Genomic DNA, 18,070 nt, shown 5'->3' on the forward strand with positions numbered 1-18,070 from the left:
CTTAACGGGAGCAAAAAATGATCCGTCACACCGTGGTTTTCACCCTGAAGCACCCGCAGTACTCGCTGGAGGAAAAGCGGTTCCTCTCCGATGCCAAGCGCATTCTCAGCGCAATCAAGGGCGTCACCCATTTCGAGCCGCTGCGGCAAGTCAGCCCGAAGAACGACTACCACTTCGGCTTCTCGATGGAGTTCGTCGATCAGGCCGCCTACACCAGATATAACGAGCATGCCGACCACGTTGCCTTCGTGCGCGACCGCTGGATCCCGGAAGTCGAAACCTTCATGGAAATCGACTATGTGCCGCTGACCCTGCTGGTTTAGGGAACCTTAGTCCGCGACCTTCCACTGCTCGCGCGACTCGCTGGCGGGATAGACACCCAGAATGCGCACTTCGCGCGAGAAGAAGCGCAGTTCGTCCAGCGCCAGCTTGACCAGTGGATCGTCGGGATGGCCCTCGATATCGGCGTAGAACAGCGTCGCGGTGAAGGCGCCCAGTTGATAGCTCTCCAGCTTCGTCATGTTGACGCCGTTGGTGGCGAAACCGCCCATTGCCTTGTAGAGCGCAGCCGGCACGTTGCGGACACGGAACATGAAGGTCGTCATCATCTTGGTGTCGGCCGAGGGCCGTTCGGCCAACCGCTTGTCCTTGGTCAGGACGACGAAGCGGGTGACATTCGAGTCCGTGTCCTCGACATTCTTCTCGATGATGTCGAGGCCATAGAGTTCTGCGGCGAGCGCAGGCGCCAGCGAGGCCATGCTGCGGTCCTTGAGCTCGGAGACCAGCTTCGCCGAACCCGCCGTGTCGCCGGCAATCACCGGCTTCCAGCCATTCTTGCGGATGTATTTGCGGCACTGTCCCAGCGCATGGATATGGCTGTGCACGGTCTTGATCTCTTCGCGTTTGACGCCGGGCAGCACCATCAGTTGGAAATGGATCGGCAGGAAATATTCGCCGACGATGTGGAGTTTCGATTCCGGCAAGAGATGATGGATGTCGGCGACGCGGCCGGCGATGGTGTTTTCGATCGGGATCATGGCGAGGTCGGCCTTGTTGGTCTCGACCGCGTTGAAGGCATCCTCGAAGGTGGGGCACGGCAACGGCTCCATGGAAGGGAACATGTTGCGGCTGGCGGTGTCGGAATTGGCGCCCGGTTCGCCCTGGAAGGCTATTCTGTTGGTCTTGTCAGGCATGCCGATATCTCAGGTTTGAAAGGATCTGCGGTGTCAGGAAAGAATTTGTCTTCTCAGCAAAGAATTTGTCTGGCGCGTTCGAGGTCTTCCGGCGTGTCGACGCCGAGCGGCAGCGATTGCACGATCTCGGCATCGATGCGCATACCGGCCTCGAGCGCCCGCAACTGCTCCAGCCGCTCGCGCCGCTCCAGCGGCGACGGTTTTAGCGCGACGAAGCGTTCGAGGGCTGAGCGCCGATAGGCGTAAAGGCCGACATGGTGATAGAGCGGCCCCTCGCCCCAGGGCGCGGTGGCGCGGGTGAAATAGAGCGCCTTCAGCCGCGTCGCCGACAACGGCGAACCGACGATCTTGACGACGTTGGGGTTGGCCTTTTCCTCGTCGCGGACGATCTCGACGCCGAGCGTGGCGATGTCGACCGCAGCGTCCTCGAACGGTTTCAGCGCCGCACCGATGATCTTGGGATCGATGGTCGGCAGGTCGCCCTGCACATTGACGATGGTTTCGACCTTGCGATCGGGGTCGAGGGCGGTCAGCGCCTCGAAGATACGGTCGGAGCCGGATTCGTGGTCGGTGCGCGTCATCACCGCCTCGAAACCGTGCGCGCGCACCGCTTCGGCCACGCTGCGCGTGTCGGTTGCCACCACCACCCGGCCAAGCCCAGCCTCAGCGGCGCGGCGGGCGACATGGACGATCATCGGCGCGCCGGCTATGTCGGCCAGCGGCTTGCCCGGCAGGCGCGTCGAGGCCATGCGGGCCGGGATCAGGATGAGGGTGGACATCGAGGTTGCAAGGCGTTCGAAAGAGGATGGGGAAAGTGGCAAAAGGTCTCACTGGAAGCGCCCTTATAGGTGTTGCAACGCCCAAGCAAAAGACCTAGTTTCCGCCCGATTTGACCGGCTCGACGGGGTGGGTCACGATACCGACGGACGGAGTGGACGGAGAGGTCCGCCGGAAAAGGGAGCCCTGGGGCGTATGGATTCCAACGAAGTCAACAAACTGCTCGCCGGGTTGCTTGGAACCTGTTTCGTCGTCTTCTCGGTCGGTTTGGTGTCCGACGCCCTGTTTGCCTCGCCGGCGCCGGAAAAACCCGGCTTTGCCATCGAGGCGACGGAGCCTGCCGAAGGCGGCGCCGCCGGACCCGCAGCAGAGGCGAAGCCGATCGCCGACCTTTTGGCCACCGCCAATGTCGAGCAAGGTGCGGCCGTCTTTAAGAAATGCCAGGCCTGCCATTCCGGCGAAAAAGGCGGCCCCAACAAGGTCGGCCCGGATCTCTGGGACATCGTCGACCGCCCCGTCGCCGAGCATGAGGGCTTTGCCTATTCGGCCGGCATGAAAGAGTTTTCCAAGGGCGGCGCCGAGAAGTGGACCTATGACAATCTCAACCACTTCATCACCTCGCCGAAGAAATTCGTGAAGGGCACGGCGATGGGCTTTGCCGGCCTGCCGAAGGACGAGGACCGCGCCAACGTCATTGCCTATCTGCGCACGCTGTCGGATAGCCCGAAGCCGCTGCCGACGCCAGGTGCCGCCGCCGATGCAACGGCGCCGGCCAAGCCGGCCGAGGGTGCCGCTCCGGCCAAGCCGGCTGAAGGTGCAGCTCCAGCCCCTGCGACGCCGGCACCGGCGCCCGCCAAATAACCGAATTGTCATCTCCATGACCTCAAAAAAGCCGGGTTCAGCCCGGCTTTTTGTTAGGAAAATCGCATATGCGGCGACAAAGCCGCCGCATGGCGGTTTTCACCGGCGTCAAATCATTTAGGATTGCCGGGCATCGCGACGAGGAGAACGCATGACGGTTGGCCGAACGCTTCTGAGGTCCTTTCTGGTTGTGGGCGCCCTCGCAGGCGGCCTGCAGGCATCCTTCCCCCAGGAATGGCACACCACCTCTTCGCTGATCGGCCCCTCCAAATATGGCGAGAACTTCCAGCGCTACGATTATGTGAATCCGGATGCACCGAAGGGCGGTACCTACAATTCGGTCGTTTCCGGCACGTTCGACAGCTTCAATCCCTATATCGTTCAGGGATCGCCGGCGGCCGGCCTGCAGCCATTTGGCGGCGGCCTGCTCTACGACACGCTGATGGACCAGGCGACTGACGAAGGCAGCGTCAGCCACCCGCTCATCGCCGATGCCTACAAGTACCCTACCGACTATTCCTCGGCCACCTACCGGCTCGACCCACGGGCGAAATGGCATGACGGACAGCCGATCACCACTGACGACGTGATCTGGTCGTTCCAGGTGCTGAAGGCCAACAGCCCGATGTACAGCCGCTATTTCGAAAACGTCACCGACGCCGTCGCTGTCTCGGACCGTGAGGTCGAGTTCTACTTCGACCAGAAGGGCAATCGCGAACTGCCCAAGATCCTCGGCGACCTTGTCGTGCTGCCCAAGCATTGGTGGGAAGGCACCGACGCCAATGGCAAGAAGCGCGACATCACCAAGGGGACGCTGGAGCCGCCGCTGGGCTCGGCTGCATACAAGATCGCCAGCTTCAAGGCGGGGTCGGAAATCGTCTGGCAGCGCGTCCCCGACTATTGGGGCGCCAAGCTGGCTGTGAAAATCGGTCGGGAGAATTTCGACACGCAGCACTTTACCTACATTCTTGACGACAACGCCTCCTGGGAGGCGTTCAAGAAAGGTGGCCTCGACGATATCAAGCCGGAAAACAGCTCGAAGCGCTGGGCGACATTTTATGATTTCGCGGCGATCAAGGCCGGCGATGTGATCAAGCAGGAGTTCAAGACCACCTCGCCCGAGCCGATGCAGGCTTTCATGCTCAACCAGAGACATAGGTTGTTTGCCGATCGTCTGGTCAGGGCCGCGCTCACCTACCCGTTCGATTTCGAATCGATGAACCGCACGCTGTTCTTCGGTTTCAACACTCGCACCCACAGCTATTTCCAGGGCACGGAACTGGCCTCGAGCGGCCTGCCGCAAGGCAAGGAATTGGAGATCCTGGAGAAGTACCGCGACAAGCTGCCGCCGGAAGTATTCACCCAGGAATTCAAGTTGCCGGTCTACGATTCGCCGCAGGCGGAGCGCAAATATCTGAAGCAGGCGGTCGACCTGTTCGCCCAGGCCGGCTGGGTGATCAAGGGCGGCAAGATGGTCAACGCCAAGACCGGCGAGCCATTCAAGTTTGAAATCCTAGGCTCGAATGAAACCGACCAGGTCATTTCCAGCCCCTGGATCGCCAATCTGCGCAAGATCGGCGTCGATGCGACACTGCGCATCGTCGACCCGAGCCAGTACACCAACCGCGTCAGAAAATTCGATTACGACGTCATCACAGGACAGCTCCAACAGTCGGAATCGCCCGGCAACGAGCAGCGCGATTTCTGGAGCTCCAAGGCCGCCGACACACCGGCATCGCGCAATTATTCCGGCATCAAGAACCCGGTCGTTGACGCCCTTGTCGACCGCATCATTTTTGCCACGGATCGCGATGACCTCGTCGCCACCACCCATGCGCTCGATCGCGTGCTGCTGTGGAATTACTATGTGGTGCCGCAATACTACCGCGCCGTTGTGTGGCTGGCTTACTGGAACAAGTTCGGCATCCCGGAAAAGCAGCCCGGCTACCGTGGCGCCGATATCGATTCCTGGTGGATCGATGCGGACAAGGAAAAGGCCCTGGCCGCCAAGTACAAGGGCAGCAATTGATGGCGGGGCTCCCTCGCCGCGATTTCCTGGCCCTCAGTGGCGCCGCGGCCGTTGCTGCGCTGCTGCCGGGCAAGGCTTTCGCCGCCAGCCCAACCGGCGTGAAACTGCATGGACTGTCGGCTTTCGGCGACCTCAAATACAAGCCGGACTTCACTCATTTCGACTATGTCAATGTCGATGCGCCGCAAGGTGGCGTCTTCAACTTCCTGCCGCGCAACTGGCTTGCCAACCAGACGCCGCTGACCTTCAACACGCTGAATTCGTTCGTTCCCAAAGGCGATTCGCCCCAGCGCACGGAGATGTGCTTCGATTCACTGATGGTGAGAGCGTACGACGAACCTGACGCCGTTTACGGGCTGATCGCTGACGGCGTGACGATTTCCGACGACCGCAACGACTTCACCTTCTCGCTGCGCCCGCAGGCCCGCTTCCATGACAGCACGCCATTGACCGCCGAGGATGGCGCCTTCACCTTCAAGCTGCTCAAGGACAAGGGGCACCCGTACTATTCCCTGCCGCTAACGCATCTGGATGACGCGATTGCCGTGGATGCCCACACGCTGCAGCTTAGGTTTTCCGGCAAGCAGACAAGCCGCACCATCCTCAACGTCGTCGAGTTCCCGGTCCTGTCGAAGGCTTTCTACACGACCAACCCGTTCGATTCCTCGCAGATGAACCCGCCGTTGGGGTCAGCCGCCTACAAGGTCGGTCGCTGGTCGGCAGGGGCCTGGATCGAATATGAGCGTGTGGCTGATTATTGGGGCAGCGACCTGCCGGTCAATCGCGGCCAGAGCAATTTTCAGCGGATCCGCGTTGAGTTCTATCAGGACCGTAGCGTTGCCTTCGAAGCGTTCAAGAAGGGAGAAATCCTCTACAGGGAGGAATTCACCTCGCGCGTCTGGGCGACCGGCTACGACTTCCCAGCCTTCACTGCCGGCAAGGTGGTGAAGCACGAATTCCCGGCCGAAACGGTGCCTTCGATGCAGGGCACCGCCGTCAACCAGCGGCGCGAGCAGTTTCGCGACTCGCGCGTGCGGCAGGCGATCGGGCTCTGCTTCGACTTCGAATGGACGCGGCGCAATTTCTTTTACGGTTCCTATGAGCGCTCGCAATCCTGCTTCGAGCAATCCGATTTTCGCGCCGAAGGCGTGCCCTCGCCTAGGGAATTGGCTCTCCTCGAACCGCTGCGCGACCAGATTCCCGCCGAGGCTTTTGGCGAAGCCGTGGTCCAGGACGCGTCGAACGGCTCCGGCCGCGACCGGCAGTTGCTTGGCAAGGCGGCCAAGCTTCTGGCCGAGGCCGGCTGGAAACGGTCCGGCAATTTCGTCGTGAACGACAAGGGTGGTCGGTTGTCCGCAGAGTTTCTTGTCGACGACGAAGTCTTCGAGCAGGTCTACTCGCCCTGGGTCGAAAACATGAAGGCGGTCGGCATCGATGCCTCGATCCGGCTGGTGGATGCCGCGCAATATCAGCTGCGGCAGAATTCGTTCGACTACGACCTCGTCTCGGTCGCGGCCTCGTTTCCGGCGACGCCAACCCGTGACGACCTCGAAACCATTTTCCATTCGCGAGCAGCTACCGTATCGGGCTCTCGCAATCTGCCGGGAACGTCGAGCCCGGCCATCGACGCCCTGGTTGACGCCGCGGGCGCCGCCAAGGATCGCGAAGGCCTGACAATTGCCATGCGCGCGCTCGACCGGGTCTTGCGTGCACGGCGGGATTGGATTCCAAGTTGGTTCCTGGCGAATCATCGAAGCGCCTATTGGGACATGTTCGGTTTTCCCGAGCGGAAACCCGATTTCGACTTCCCGGTCGAAGCGCTGTGGTGGGTCGACAAGGGCAAGGCGGCAAAAATTGGCAAAGGGTAGGCTGTTGCGCGGCACTTTACCCTCCCCCTCGTGGGGAGGGTCGGTGAGCACTTCGTGCGCAGCGCGAATGGCGAACCGGGGTGGGGGTGTGACGGCGTACGCCGGATCGAGACTACCCCCACCCCGCCCCGCTTCGCGGATCGACCCTCCCCACAAGGGGGAGGGTGAAAGCTGATGGGCGCCTACATACTGCGCCGTATCCTGCTGATGATACCGACCCTGTTCGGCATCATGGCGGTTGCTTTCGTCGTCACTCAATTCGCACCGGGTGGACCGGTCGAGCAGGTCATCGCCAGCCTGACCAACCAGGGCGGCAGCGACCGCCTCGGCAGCGGCGGAGGCGATGCAGGAGGCGGCGGCAATTTCGATGTGGCCGGTGACGTCGGCTCGAAGTATCGCGGCGCGCAAGGGCTCGATCCGGAATTCATCAAGAAGCTGGAAAAGCAATTCGGCTTCGACAAACCACCGCTCGAACGCTTCGTCATGATGCTGTGGAACTATGCCCGCTTCGATTTCGGCGACAGCTATTTCCGTGACATCTCGGTTCTTGACCTGATCCTGGAGAAGATGCCGGTGTCGATCTCGCTTGGGCTGTGGATCACGCTGTTGTCCTATCTGATCTCGATCCCCCTTGGCATCCGCAAAGCGGTCAAGGACGGCTCCGCCTTCGACGTCTGGACCAGCGGCGTGATCATCGTCGGCTATGCCATACCGGCCTTCCTGTTCGGCATATTGCTGATGGTGCTGTTCGCGGGCGGCTCCTTCTGGGACTGGTTCCCACTGCGCGGCATCGTCTCCGACAATTGGGACCAATTGTCGTGGCCCGACAAGATCGTCGATTATTTCTGGCACATGACCTTGCCGCTGACGGCGCTGGTGCTGTCGGCCTTCGCGACGACGACGCTGCTGACCAAGAACTCCTTCCTGGAAGAGATACGCAAACACTATGTGGTGACGGCCCGTGCCAAGGGCCTGTCGGAGCGGCGGGTGCTTTACGGACATGTGTTCCGCAACGCAATGCTGATCGTCATTGCCGGCTTTCCAGCGGCCTTCATCTCGGCCTTCTTCACCGGCTCGCTTTTGATCGAGAACATCTTTTCCCTCGACGGTCTCGGGCTGCTCGGTTTCAGGTCCGTGTTGGCGCGCGACTATCCGGTCGTGTTCGCCAACCTCTATATATTTTCGCTGCTTGGTTTGTTCGTGACGCTGTTGTCCGACCTGATCTACACATGGGTCGATCCGCGCATCGATTTCGAGCGGAGAGACGTCTGATGACGCAGGCTGCAGCCGAGATCACACCGACAAGGATCGCCCGCCCCTGGCTGTCGCCGCTCAACAAGCGGCGCTGGCAGAACTTCAAGGCCAACCGGCGCGGCTACTGGTCGTTGTGGATATTCCTCGCTCTGTTCGTGCTGTCGCTGTTTGCCGAACTGATCGCCAACGACAGGCCGATCGTCGCCTACTACAAAGGCGAGATCCTGTTCCCGGTGGCGGTCGCCTACCCCGAGGAAAAATTCGGCGGCTTCTACGCCGTCACCGACTATCGCGACCCGGTCATCCGCGACGAGATCAACGCCAATGGCTGGATGATCTGGCCGCCAATCCGCTATTCCTATCGCACCGTCAACAATGCGATCCCCGACGCCGCTCCCGCAAAACCGTCATGGGAATACGACGCGCAGAGGCGATGCAGCCAATATCCGCAAGGCGCTGCCGATCCTGACTGCATTGTCGGCAACTGGAACTGGCTGGGTACCGATGACCAGGCGCGCGACGTGCTGGCGCGCATCATCTACGGGTTTAGGATTTCCGTGCTGTTCGGGTTGATCCTGACTGCGGGTTCGTCGGTTATCGGCGTCGCCGCCGGCGCGCTGCAAGGGTATTTCGGCGGCTGGACCGACCTTCTCTTTCAACGCTTCATAGAAATCTGGTCGGCGATACCGCTGCTGTATCTGCTGCTGATCGTCGCCGCCATCCTGCCGCCGGGCTTCTTCATCCTGCTCGGGCTGATGCTGCTGTTCTCCTGGACGTCGCTTGTCAGCGTGGTGCGCGCCGAATTCCTGCGCGCACGCAACTTCGAATATGTCAACGCGGCCCGCGCGCTTGGTGTGTCCAACCGCACCATCATGCTGCGCCATCTTCTGCCTAATGCCATGGTGGCGACGCTGACCTTCATGCCTTTCCTGGTCAGCGCCTCGATCTCGACACTGACCTCGCTCGACTATCTCGGCTTCGGCCTGCCGCCCGGCACCGCGTCGCTCGGTGAACTGCTAAAACAGGCGCAGAGTAACCTCAATGCCCCCTGGCTCGGTATATCGGGCTTCATCGTCATCTCGCTGATGCTGTCGCTGTTGGTGTTCATCGGTGAAGCAACGCGCGATGCCTTCGACCCGCGCAAGGCGTTCCGATGAGCGAACTCCTGCTCTCCGTCCGCGATCTCAGCGTTGCCTTCACCCAAGGCGGCAACGAGTCGACCGCCGTCGACCACATCTCCTTCGACCTCGCCAAGGGCGAGACGGTGGCGCTTGTGGGCGAATCCGGTTCCGGCAAATCGGTCTCGGCGCTGTCGGTGCTGAAGCTTCTGCCCTACCCGACGGCCAGCCATCCCTCGGGCAAGATCCTGTTCCAGGGCGCCGACCTTTTGGCGATGAACGAAAAGCAGTTGCGCAGCGTGCGCGGCAACAAGATCACCATGATCTTCCAGGAGCCGATGACCTCGCTCAATCCGCTGCACACGATCGAGCAGCAGATCGTCGAGATCCTGGCGCTGCACCAGGGCATGGGCGACCGCGAGGCCAAGGCGCGCACGCTGGCGCTGCTCAACGAGGTCGGCATACGCGAACCGGAGAAGCGGCTCAACGCCTATCCGCACCAGCTGTCCGGCGGCCAACGCCAGCGCGTCATGATCGCCATGGCGCTGGCCAACGAGCCTGAACTGCTGATCGCCGACGAGCCGACGACGGCGCTCGACGTCACTGTCCAGGCGCAGATCCTCGAATTGCTGGCGGGGCTGAAGAGCCGCAAGGGCATGTCAATGCTGTTCATCACCCATGATCTCGGCATTGTCAGAAAGATCGCCGACCGCGTCTGCGTGATGACCAAAGGCAAGATCGTCGAGACCGGGCCGACCAGGGACATCTTCGCCAACCCGCAGCACGCTTATACCAAGCACCTGCTGGCCGCCGAGCCGAAGGGCAAGCCGCCGGCCGCCAACGACGCCGCCAAACCGGTTATGACCGGCAAGGACATCAAGGTTTGGTTCCCGATCAAAAAGGGTTTCTTTCGCACCACCGTCGACAATGTGAAGGCTGTTGACGGAATCGACGTCACCGTACGCGCCGGCCAGACGCTAGGCGTCGTCGGCGAATCCGGCTCCGGCAAGACGACGCTCGGGCTGGCGCTGGCGCGGATGATCTCATCGACCGGCACCATCCAGTTCAATGGCAGCGACATCAACCAGCTTTCCTTCAACGCCATGCGGCCGCTGCGCCGCGAGTTGCAGATCGTTTTCCAGGACCCGTTCGGCTCGCTCAGCCCGCGCATGTCGGTCTCGGAGATCATCGAGGAAGGCTTGAAGATCCACGAGCCGAAGCTGTCGCCCGACCAACGCGACGACAAGGTCGTCGCCGTGCTGAAGGAGGTCGGGCTCGATCCGGCGACCAGGAACCGCTATCCGCATGAATTCTCCGGCGGCCAGCGCCAGCGCGTCGCCATTGCGCGCGCCATGGTGCTCAATCCGCGCTTCGTCATGCTGGACGAACCGACCTCGGCGCTCGATATGAGCGTGCAGGCACAGGTGGTCGACCTCTTGCGCAATCTGCAGGCCAGGCACGACCTTGCCTATCTGTTCATCAGCCACGATCTGAAAGTCATTCGCGCCCTTGCCAATGACGTCATCGTCATGCGCAATGGCAAGATCGTCGAAGCCGGCCCTTCCGAACAGATTTTCGAACGGCCGCAGACCGACTATACGAAGGCGCTGATCTCGGCCGCGTTCAAGATCGAGACGGCGCCGGTCGGTATCGTCAGCGAATAACAGGGAATACAATCCGCAAATGGAAAAAGGCAAAATCCTGCTTGCCGTCACCGGCTTTCATCCGCAGCGCTGGCGCGAGCTGCTGTCGGCCGAGCGCGAAGTGGTGCTGGAGCCGGACGGCGCTTCGGATCCGTCGATCACCTATGCGGTGGTGTGGAAGCAGAAGCCGAACCTCTTGAAATCGCTGCCCAATCTACGCGCAATCTTCTCGATCGGCGCCGGCGTCGACCATATCTTCGCCGATCCCGGCCTGCCCGATGTGCCGATCGTCAAAGTGGTAGCCGACAACCTCACCCAATACATGACCGAATATGTCGTCTGGCGGGTGCTCGACCATCATCGCCAGGGCATGCTCTATCGTGCCCAGCAGCCGAAGAAGACCTGGCACGAACCGCCGCAGCGGCCGGCCGGCGACATCTCGGTCGGCATTATGGGGCTCGGCAATCTCGGCCGCGCCGCGGCGTCGGTGCTGTTGTCGCTCGGCTTTGCCGTCAATGGCTGGTCGCGCAGCGACAAGGCCATGAAAGGCGTTGCGACCTATGCCGGAGAGGCCGGGCTGATCCCCTTCCTCAACGCCACCGACATACTGGTGGTGCTGCTGCCGCTGACGCCGGATACGCACGGCATCATCAATTACGGCGTGCTGAAGGAATTGCGCAAGCGCAACGGCCTCGGCGGCTCGGTGCTGATCAATGCCGGGCGCGGCCGGCTGCAGAAGGACGCCGACATATTGCGCGCGCTGGGCGACGGCACGCTGAAGGAGGCGAGCCTCGACGTGTTCGAGGTCGAGCCGCTGCCGAAGACCAGTCCGCTATGGAGTCACCCGAAAGTGTTCGTGACGCCGCACGCGGCGGCGACCTCCGACCCTGTCCACCTGGCGCCGAGCATGTTGCGGCAGATGGATGCCTTCGAGCGCGGCGAAAAGCTTGATAACGTGGTCGACCGCAAGGCGGGGTACTGAGGAAGTCCAGGTTCAGCTCGGCAGACTGAACTTCTTCTGCTTGTTGGGCGTGCCGCAGTCGCGGCGGACGATCGAGCGGTTCATGGCGTCGATCTTGCCACTTGCCAGATCAGTATCGCGCTTGCTTTTGGAGCGCATATCCGGCGTGAACGGGCCGAAGCCCATCGCCGGATTGGAGAAGCTCGGCTTGGCGTCCGTCGACAGATGGTATTGCTGCGCCAGTTCGTTGCGCTGCGCCAGCAACTGGTCGCAAGCCACGTTGTCATATTGCAGCGACGATTGCACGTCCTGGTCCTGCCGCTCCGACATCGAACTGCCCATGCAGCCGGTCATTGCCAGGCAAGACACCAAGACCATCATGTTCCAGCGCATGTGTTCCTCCTCAATGCCTGCCGAGGGCTTTTCTCGGCTTGTATCCTACCTGATGCCGCGCCAGCCGCAAAAATCCTATTCACGTTTTCGAACAAGACGAGACATCAACCCTTGGACGAGGGCACCGCCAGCGCGGCAAGCCCGCCGACCGGCTGGCGGCGATCCCAGCGGATGACGGTCGGCTGCATCGACAGCACCGACAGGCCGTTTGCGGCAAGCACCCGCTCGACATAGGCTTGAGAATGGGCGTAGCGACGAGACGGCTGCAGCGCAAAACCGGCGTCGCCGCCCGCCCCGCCCTTGGCTGGCGTTTCGACGGAAAAGGCAAACAGGCCATTGGTGGCCAGAATGCCGGCGACGGTCTTCACCACGCGATCGAGCGCGCCGACATAGATGAACACGTCGGCCGCCGCCACCAGATCGGCTTTCGGCCCGGCATAGGCGAAATGCTGCAGATCGGCCTTGGCGAGCAGGTCGTAGACGCCCTTGGCGCGGGCCTTTTTCAGCATGGCGGCGGAGATGTCGTAGCCCTCCAGCCGTTCGGCGACCGGCCGCAGTTTCTCGCCCACCAGACCGGTGCCGCAACCGAGATCGAGCGCCAGCGAAAAGCGGCCCGGTCTTGCCGCGCGAATGGCGCGATCGAGAAACTCCGGCAGCCGGTAGCCGAGCTTGTCGACCAGCGAGTCCTCGAAAGTCTCGGCATAGTGGTCGAACAGCGTCTCGACGAAGGCGCTGGGTGGCGCTGCGGCAGCCGGCGCCTTGCCGATCAGCTGCAGCTTCAGCGCAGCACCCAGGCGATCCGCCGGGTCCAGTTTCAGCACCGTCGCCCAGGCCTGCGTCGCCAGGTCGAGCAGCCCCGTTGCCTCCTGCATCTCGCCCAGGCGGAACCAGCCCGCCGCCCATTGCGGCGCCAGTTCCAGCGCGCCGAGCAGCAGCTCCGTCGCTGCCGCGTGCTCGCCCGACCCGAAAAGCATCTCGGCATAGTCGGCGCGACGGTCGGCGGTCAGGTCGCCGGACGAGATTTTCAGCGGTTGCATGGCGATGGCCCCGCCGGCTGATGCGGCCGGTGGCTGGCTGTAGGCCGAGTCAGCAGTCTCTTGCAACAGGCTTCCCGCGCTGGAATTAGCCACTATCTTGACTGGATGCGCGCCAGCGACCTGCTCCATCCCCGGCCTGAAGGCCTTTATTGCCCATGCGGCGATTTCTTCATCGACCCGGTGCGGCCAGTCAACCGGGCGTTGATCACGCATGGCCATTCCGACCATGCCCGATCCGGCCATCGTTCGGTGCTGGCGACGCAGCAGACGCTCGACATTATGGGGTTGCGTTATGGCGAGGATTTTGCCGGGACAACGCAAGCGGCCGTGCTTGGCGAAGCTATGGCGCTGAACGATGTCAGCGTCACCTTCCATCCGGCCGGCCATGTGCTGGGCTCGGCGCAGATCGCGGTCGAGCACAAGGGCAGGCGCATCGTCGCCTCCGGCGACTACAAGCGCCAGAAGGACGCGACCTGCGCACCGTTCGAACCGGTCCAATGCGACGTCTTCATCACCGAGGCGACCTTCGGTCTGCCGGTGTTTCACCATCCGCCCGACACGGAGGAGATCGCCCGGCTGCTCAAATCGGCGGCGCAGTTTCCCGAGCGATCGCATCTGGTCGGCGCCTATGCGCTGGGCAAGGCACAGCGGGTGATGCGGCTGCTGCGCGATGCCGGTTATGACAGGCCGATCTATATCCACGGCGCGCTGGCCAAGCTCAGCGAATATTACCAGAGCCAGGGCATCGACCTCGGCACGCTGGAGCCGGCAACCGTCGACAGCGGCGGCAAGCAGGATTTCACTGGGGTCATCGTTGTCGGCCCTCCATCGGCCTTCGCCGACCGCTGGGCGCGGCGCTTTCCCGACCCGATCTCGTGCTTCGCCTCGGGCTGGATGCGCATCCGCCAGCGCGCCAAGCAAGGCGGCGTCGAACTGCCGCTGATCATTTCCGACCACGCCGACTGGGACGAACTGACCGCCACCGTCAAGGAGACGGGCGCCGGCGAAATCTGGGTGACGCATGGCCGCGAGGAAGCGCTGGTGCGCTGGTGCGAGCTGGAAGGCATCGCCGCCAGGCCACTGCACCTTGTGGGCTATGAGGACGAGGGCGATTGATGGTGATCACCAGCGCCGCGACCCGTTGCGCCCCCCTCTGTCCTGCCGGACATCTCCCCGTCAAGGGGGCATATTGGCAGCTCCAATGCCGGCTCATCTCCGCCAATATCGGAGATTGGCCAAGGCCGGCGCGACATCCGATCTTCCTCCTTGAGGGGGAGATGGCCGGCAGGCCAGAGGGGGGTGCCTCGCGCCGGTTTTCACCATTGGCGTGGGGCGACGCATGAACCGTTTCGCCGAACTCCTCGACCGCTTGGTGCTGACGCCGTCGCGCAATGGCAAGCTGACGCTGCTCGTCGACTATTTCCGCAGCGTCGAGGACCCCGACCGCGGGCTGGCGCTGGCGGCGATCACCGGCGACCTCAACATTGCGGCGGTCAAGCCGGCGATGCTGCGCACGCTGGTCACCGAGCGCATGGATCCGGTGCTGTTCGGCTATTCCTACGACTATGTCGGCGACCTCGCTGAAACCGTGTCGCTGGTCTGGCCGCAAACGCCGGGACATATCCCCAACCGGGAGCCGACGCTTGGCGACGTCGTGGCGACGCTGCAGGCGGCGAGCCGCTCCGACGGACCCAAGGTGCTGGCCGGGCTGCTCGACAGCGCCGGCATTTCGGCGCGCTTTGCCATCATCAAGCTGGTCACCGGCGGCTTGCGCATCGGCGTTTCGGCGCGGCTGGCCAAACAGGCGCTGGCCGATTTCGGCAAGGTCGATGTCGCCGAGATCGAGGAGCTGTGGCACGGGCTGACGCCGCCCTATATCTCGCTGTTCGCGTGGCTGGAAGGCAAGGCCGAGAAGCCGAAGCGGACCGCACTTGCCCTGTTCAGTCCGGTGATGCTGTCGAACCCGGTCGGCGACGGCGACCTCGAAAAGCTCGATCCGGCCGCCTATGCCGCGGAATGGAAATGGGACGGCATCCGCGTTCAGGCGGTGTGCGAGGGCGGCGTGCGCCGGCTCTATTCGCGCACCGGCGACGATGTGTCCGGCGCATTTCCCGATCTCGCCCAGGCAATGGATTTTTCCGCCGCGCTCGATGGTGAATTGCTGGTCGGCGAGCCCGCGGCGACCGGCACGTTTTCGGACCTGCAACAGCGGCTCAATCGCAAGAGCGTGGCCCCGAAGATACAGCAGCAATACCCGGCGTTCATGCGCTGCTACGATGCGCTGCAGATCAACGGCGAAGATTTGCGCGCGCTACCTTTCCGCGAGCGGCGGGCCCGTCTTGAGGCCTTCATCACAACGCTGGACCCGCACCGTTTCGATCTGTCGCCATTCGTCGAATTCCCGGATTGGCAAACGCTGGAGGAACTGCGCCGCGCGCCGCCGCACCCGATCATCGAAGGCGTGATGCTGAAGCGCTGGGATTCGCCCTATCTCGCGGGACGGCCGAAAGGCCCGTGGTTCAAGTGGAAGCGCGATCCGCACACGGTCGATGCTGTGCTGATGTATGCGCAGCGCGGCCATGGCAAGCGGTCAAGCTTTTATTCCGACTATACGTTCGGCGTCTGGTCGGGGCCGGAAGGCGCAGAGGAACTGGTGCCGGTCGGCAAGGCCTATTTCGGCTTCACCGACGAGGAGCTGAAGCAGATCGACAAATTTGTCCGCGACAACACGGTAGAGCGTTTCGGCCCGGTGCGCTCGGTGCGCGCCGACCGCAGCCAAGGCCTGGTGCTGGAGGTGGCGTTCGAAGGTCTCAACCGTTCGACCCGCCACAAATCCGGCGTTGCGATGCGATTTCCCCGCATCTCACGGCTGCGCTGGGACAAGCCGACCGCCGAAGCCGACCGCATCGAGACGCTGCAGGCGCTGCTTGATCGCTAGGCGGCGCTTACGGTTCGATCGAAACGCGGATCTCGTAGATGTCGACCGCCTTGCCCTGCTTGTCGAAGTCGGAGTTGATGGCGATGCTGCCGGCCGCGCCCGGGGGCTTGTCGGGGAATTTCACGTCGAACAGATATTCGTTACGCTGCTGGCCGACCGCATAGCGCTTGCGGCCGCAGTCGCCGAGATCGCCGAAATTGCAGTCGACGGAGATCTGCGTGTCCTTGCCGTCCTCGGCGCGGGCGACGATGTCGAACACGGCATGTTTGCCGGCAAGCTTCTCCAGCACGCCCTGCCCGACATCGAAGCTGATGGCCGAGCCGGAAGCACCGGAGCGGATGCGCAGGAAGGAGCCGGTGTCATCCTGCACGACATCGGCCTTGGCGTCGGACGGGGTCGCCACATGCGTTGGATCGGTGGGTGTAAACACGTTGATCCACTCGCGCGTCTGTTCGGCGACACCAGGCTGCTGCGGCGCGCCAGGCTGCTGCGGCTCAGTTGTATCGGCAGGCGGCGTGAAGTCGTCATCGTCGACGGTCGGCGGCGCTTCGGGCGGCGCCGTGTCGAGTTGCGCCGGCGTCTTGAAGACCCCGGTCTGCACGGCGAAATAGAGGCCGATGCCGGCGGCGGCGAGCAACGTCACGCCAAAGAAGATCGCCGTCAGCGGCAGGCGGCGGCCCCTTATCCGCCTTTCATCACGGTCAGGCGCCACTTCCGCCGCGGCCTCGGCCGGCGCGGAATCGGCCATATCGATCGCCGGGGCGCCGGGCAGCGTGGCGTCAGGCATGATGTCGGGGACGACCGGCAGCACGCGCGAACGCGGCGCGTCGGATGCCTCGGGCTGAACCGGTTCATCAACGACGATCGCCGGCGACGGTCCGGCCGCGACACCTGTCGGGGCATCGACCGCGGGCGCCTCGGCGGCGCCCTGTACGGCGTCTTGCGGCTGCGCAACGCGTTGCGTCAGCGCGGTATCTTGTGTCTGCGCAGCGCTCTGCGTCTGCGCGGCGACATCGGGGACCGCGGGCAGGAATTCGGATTCGATCTCGGCGATCTTTTCCTGCACCGCCTTACGGCGCTTGATGGCGGCTTCCACCGTCACGCCGGGATTGGCCTGGAGCACGCGGTCGAGCGCCGCGAAAGCCGACCGATAGACCCGCTCGCGAAATGCCCGGTCCTCGGCGTTGCCTTTCTCGAAGGCGTTGCGGATCGCTTTTTCGATCGCGTCCAAGCGAATTCCCCTGTCCGTTCGCTTACATTGCCATGATCGTTAGCCGCAGGCGACCAATCAATCAACGGGCGAGCGCCCGCATTCTGCCTTACAGGCCTGTTCAACGCCCATTTCGATGCCTTTTAGCAATAAAATCAGTCCGTTTGCCGCCTTGCCGGGCGATTTGCGCGCAGTCCGGCGCGACGTCTCCGCGTAATCGAAAAAGCAAACGAGGCGATGGCTTATTCCGCGCCAATGGAAAATGACGGGACGAATTGCCGGATCCAGCCTTGAAATCACGGTTGCCCATCTTGAATTAGCGGCCGGTTGAGTCTATCACCCAGCCGATCCTGGAGGCTTCGCGCTTCCTGGGCCGCTTTAGCTCAGTTGGTAGAGCACATCATTCGTAATGATGGGGTCAGGTGTTCGAGTCACCTAAGCGGCACCAGTTCTCCATCCGACGCAAGCGTGACGGCAGGTGCAAGGCTAATGCACGTCACTCCCTACGCCAACACCGGCACTTCCTGTCTGCCTCGTCGACATGCGCCATATGGCCGCCGCCACAGGATTGCGTCGTCAGACGCTTGACCATCGACTATGCTGCATCGCGCAAGATCGACAGCCTAGAGAACCCGACAATACAAGCATAATTTATAAGATACAAAACCACTATCTTAGAATAATCTTCGTCAATTTTGACCTATATCAGACACTCCGGATTATAGTTGTGTAATTAAACCGTGCCTTTCTGACATGGTACTACTGCTCATGCAGCATTGCGGACGTGA

Annotated in this window: 16 protein-coding genes and 1 tRNA gene; 11 read left to right on the forward strand and 6 right to left on the reverse strand. The window is 62.5% G+C overall.

From position 1 onward, the window contains the following. Positions 1-17 precede the first annotated feature (17 nt). Positions 18-323 carry a Dabb family protein gene (locus NKJ64_RS00420; protein WP_352461742.1) on the forward strand — a complete coding sequence of 102 codons (306 nt, stop codon included), beginning with the start codon at positions 18-20 and terminating at the stop codon, positions 321-323. A 6-nt stretch (positions 324-329) separates the two neighbouring features. Here NKJ64_RS00420 and NKJ64_RS00425 read toward each other — a convergent pair whose 3' ends face one another. Then, a complete protein-coding gene (locus NKJ64_RS00425) occupies positions 330-1,193 on the reverse strand; it encodes a prephenate dehydratase (RefSeq protein ID WP_023696750.1) in 864 nt (287 codons plus the stop codon). 53 nt (positions 1,194-1,246) lie between these two features. Then, positions 1,247-1,972 (reverse strand): 3-deoxy-manno-octulosonate cytidylyltransferase, encoded by a 726-nt coding sequence (locus NKJ64_RS00430; RefSeq protein ID WP_023696751.1) that lies wholly within the window; start codon positions 1,970-1,972, stop codon positions 1,247-1,249. A 193-nt stretch (positions 1,973-2,165) separates the two neighbouring features. Between NKJ64_RS00430 and NKJ64_RS00435 the strand changes: the two genes are divergently transcribed. The 7 genes from NKJ64_RS00435 (at position 2,166) to NKJ64_RS00465 (ending at position 11,725) form a co-directional block, all read left to right on the forward strand. Next, a complete protein-coding gene (locus NKJ64_RS00435) occupies positions 2,166-2,831 on the forward strand; it encodes a c-type cytochrome (protein WP_023669512.1) in 666 nt (221 codons plus the stop codon). 151 nt (positions 2,832-2,982) lie between these two features. Further along, on the forward strand, positions 2,983-4,860 hold the full coding sequence (locus tag NKJ64_RS00440) for an extracellular solute-binding protein (RefSeq protein WP_352461743.1): 1,878 nt from the start codon (positions 2,983-2,985) through the stop codon (positions 4,858-4,860). Further along, complete coding sequence (locus NKJ64_RS00445) at positions 4,860-6,728, forward strand: extracellular solute-binding protein (RefSeq protein WP_023828458.1); 1,869 nt, start codon at positions 4,860-4,862, stop codon at positions 6,726-6,728. The genes NKJ64_RS00440 and NKJ64_RS00445 overlap by 1 nt, the downstream gene beginning before the upstream one ends. Positions 6,729-6,902: 174 nt before the next feature. Then, positions 6,903-8,000 (forward strand): microcin C ABC transporter permease YejB, encoded by a 1,098-nt coding sequence (locus tag NKJ64_RS00450; RefSeq protein ID WP_023828459.1) that lies wholly within the window; start codon positions 6,903-6,905, stop codon positions 7,998-8,000. Then, positions 8,000-9,139, forward strand: coding sequence for an ABC transporter permease (locus NKJ64_RS00455; RefSeq protein ID WP_023682037.1), 1,140 nt, complete (start codon positions 8,000-8,002; stop codon positions 9,137-9,139). The genes NKJ64_RS00450 and NKJ64_RS00455 overlap by 1 nt, the downstream gene beginning before the upstream one ends. After that, positions 9,136-10,764 carry an ABC transporter ATP-binding protein gene (locus NKJ64_RS00460; RefSeq protein WP_023828460.1) on the forward strand — a complete coding sequence of 543 codons (1,629 nt, stop codon included), beginning with the start codon at positions 9,136-9,138 and terminating at the stop codon, positions 10,762-10,764. Before NKJ64_RS00455 ends, NKJ64_RS00460 begins: the two co-directional genes overlap by 4 nt. Positions 10,765-10,783: 19 nt before the next feature. After that, on the forward strand, positions 10,784-11,725 hold the full coding sequence (locus NKJ64_RS00465; protein WP_023682039.1) for a 2-hydroxyacid dehydrogenase: 942 nt from the start codon (positions 10,784-10,786) through the stop codon (positions 11,723-11,725). 12 nt (positions 11,726-11,737) lie between these two features. Here the strand turns inward: NKJ64_RS00465 and NKJ64_RS00470 are convergent, their stop codons facing one another. Next, complete coding sequence (locus NKJ64_RS00470; RefSeq protein ID WP_023682040.1) at positions 11,738-12,097, reverse strand: hypothetical protein; 360 nt, start codon at positions 12,095-12,097, stop codon at positions 11,738-11,740. Positions 12,098-12,201: 104 nt separating this feature from the next. Further along, positions 12,202-13,134, reverse strand: a complete 933-nt coding sequence (locus tag NKJ64_RS00475) for a methyltransferase domain-containing protein (RefSeq protein ID WP_352461744.1) — start codon at positions 13,132-13,134, stop codon at positions 12,202-12,204. A 105-nt stretch (positions 13,135-13,239) separates the two neighbouring features. Between NKJ64_RS00475 and NKJ64_RS00480 the strand changes: the two genes are divergently transcribed. After that, positions 13,240-14,250: a ligase-associated DNA damage response exonuclease gene (locus tag NKJ64_RS00480; protein ID WP_023712591.1), complete on the forward strand. Its 1,011-nt coding sequence runs from the start codon at positions 13,240-13,242 to the stop codon at positions 14,248-14,250. 223 nt (positions 14,251-14,473) lie between these two features. Then, the gene (locus tag NKJ64_RS00485) at positions 14,474-16,072 is read left to right on the forward strand and encodes a cisplatin damage response ATP-dependent DNA ligase (RefSeq protein WP_352461745.1); all 1,599 of its coding nucleotides are present in this window, start codon (positions 14,474-14,476) and stop codon (positions 16,070-16,072) included. Positions 16,073-16,079: 7 nt separating this feature from the next. Here NKJ64_RS00485 and NKJ64_RS00490 read toward each other — a convergent pair whose 3' ends face one another. Both NKJ64_RS00490 and NKJ64_RS00495 read right to left on the reverse strand, forming a co-directional pair. Next, positions 16,080-17,303: a hypothetical protein gene (locus NKJ64_RS00490; RefSeq protein ID WP_352461746.1), complete on the reverse strand. Its 1,224-nt coding sequence runs from the start codon at positions 17,301-17,303 to the stop codon at positions 16,080-16,082. Between the two features lie 57 nt (positions 17,304-17,360). Further along, on the reverse strand, positions 17,361-17,582 hold the full coding sequence (locus NKJ64_RS00495; protein ID WP_155921595.1) for a hypothetical protein: 222 nt from the start codon (positions 17,580-17,582) through the stop codon (positions 17,361-17,363). Positions 17,583-17,654: 72 nt separating this feature from the next. Between NKJ64_RS00495 and NKJ64_RS00500 the strand changes: the two genes are divergently transcribed. Further along, positions 17,655-17,730, forward strand: a tRNA-Thr gene (locus tag NKJ64_RS00500). Positions 17,731-18,070 lie beyond the last annotated feature (340 nt).

Source organism: Mesorhizobium sp. M0062, assembly GCF_040323125.1.
Classification (GTDB): Bacteria; Pseudomonadota; Alphaproteobacteria; order Rhizobiales; family Rhizobiaceae; genus Mesorhizobium.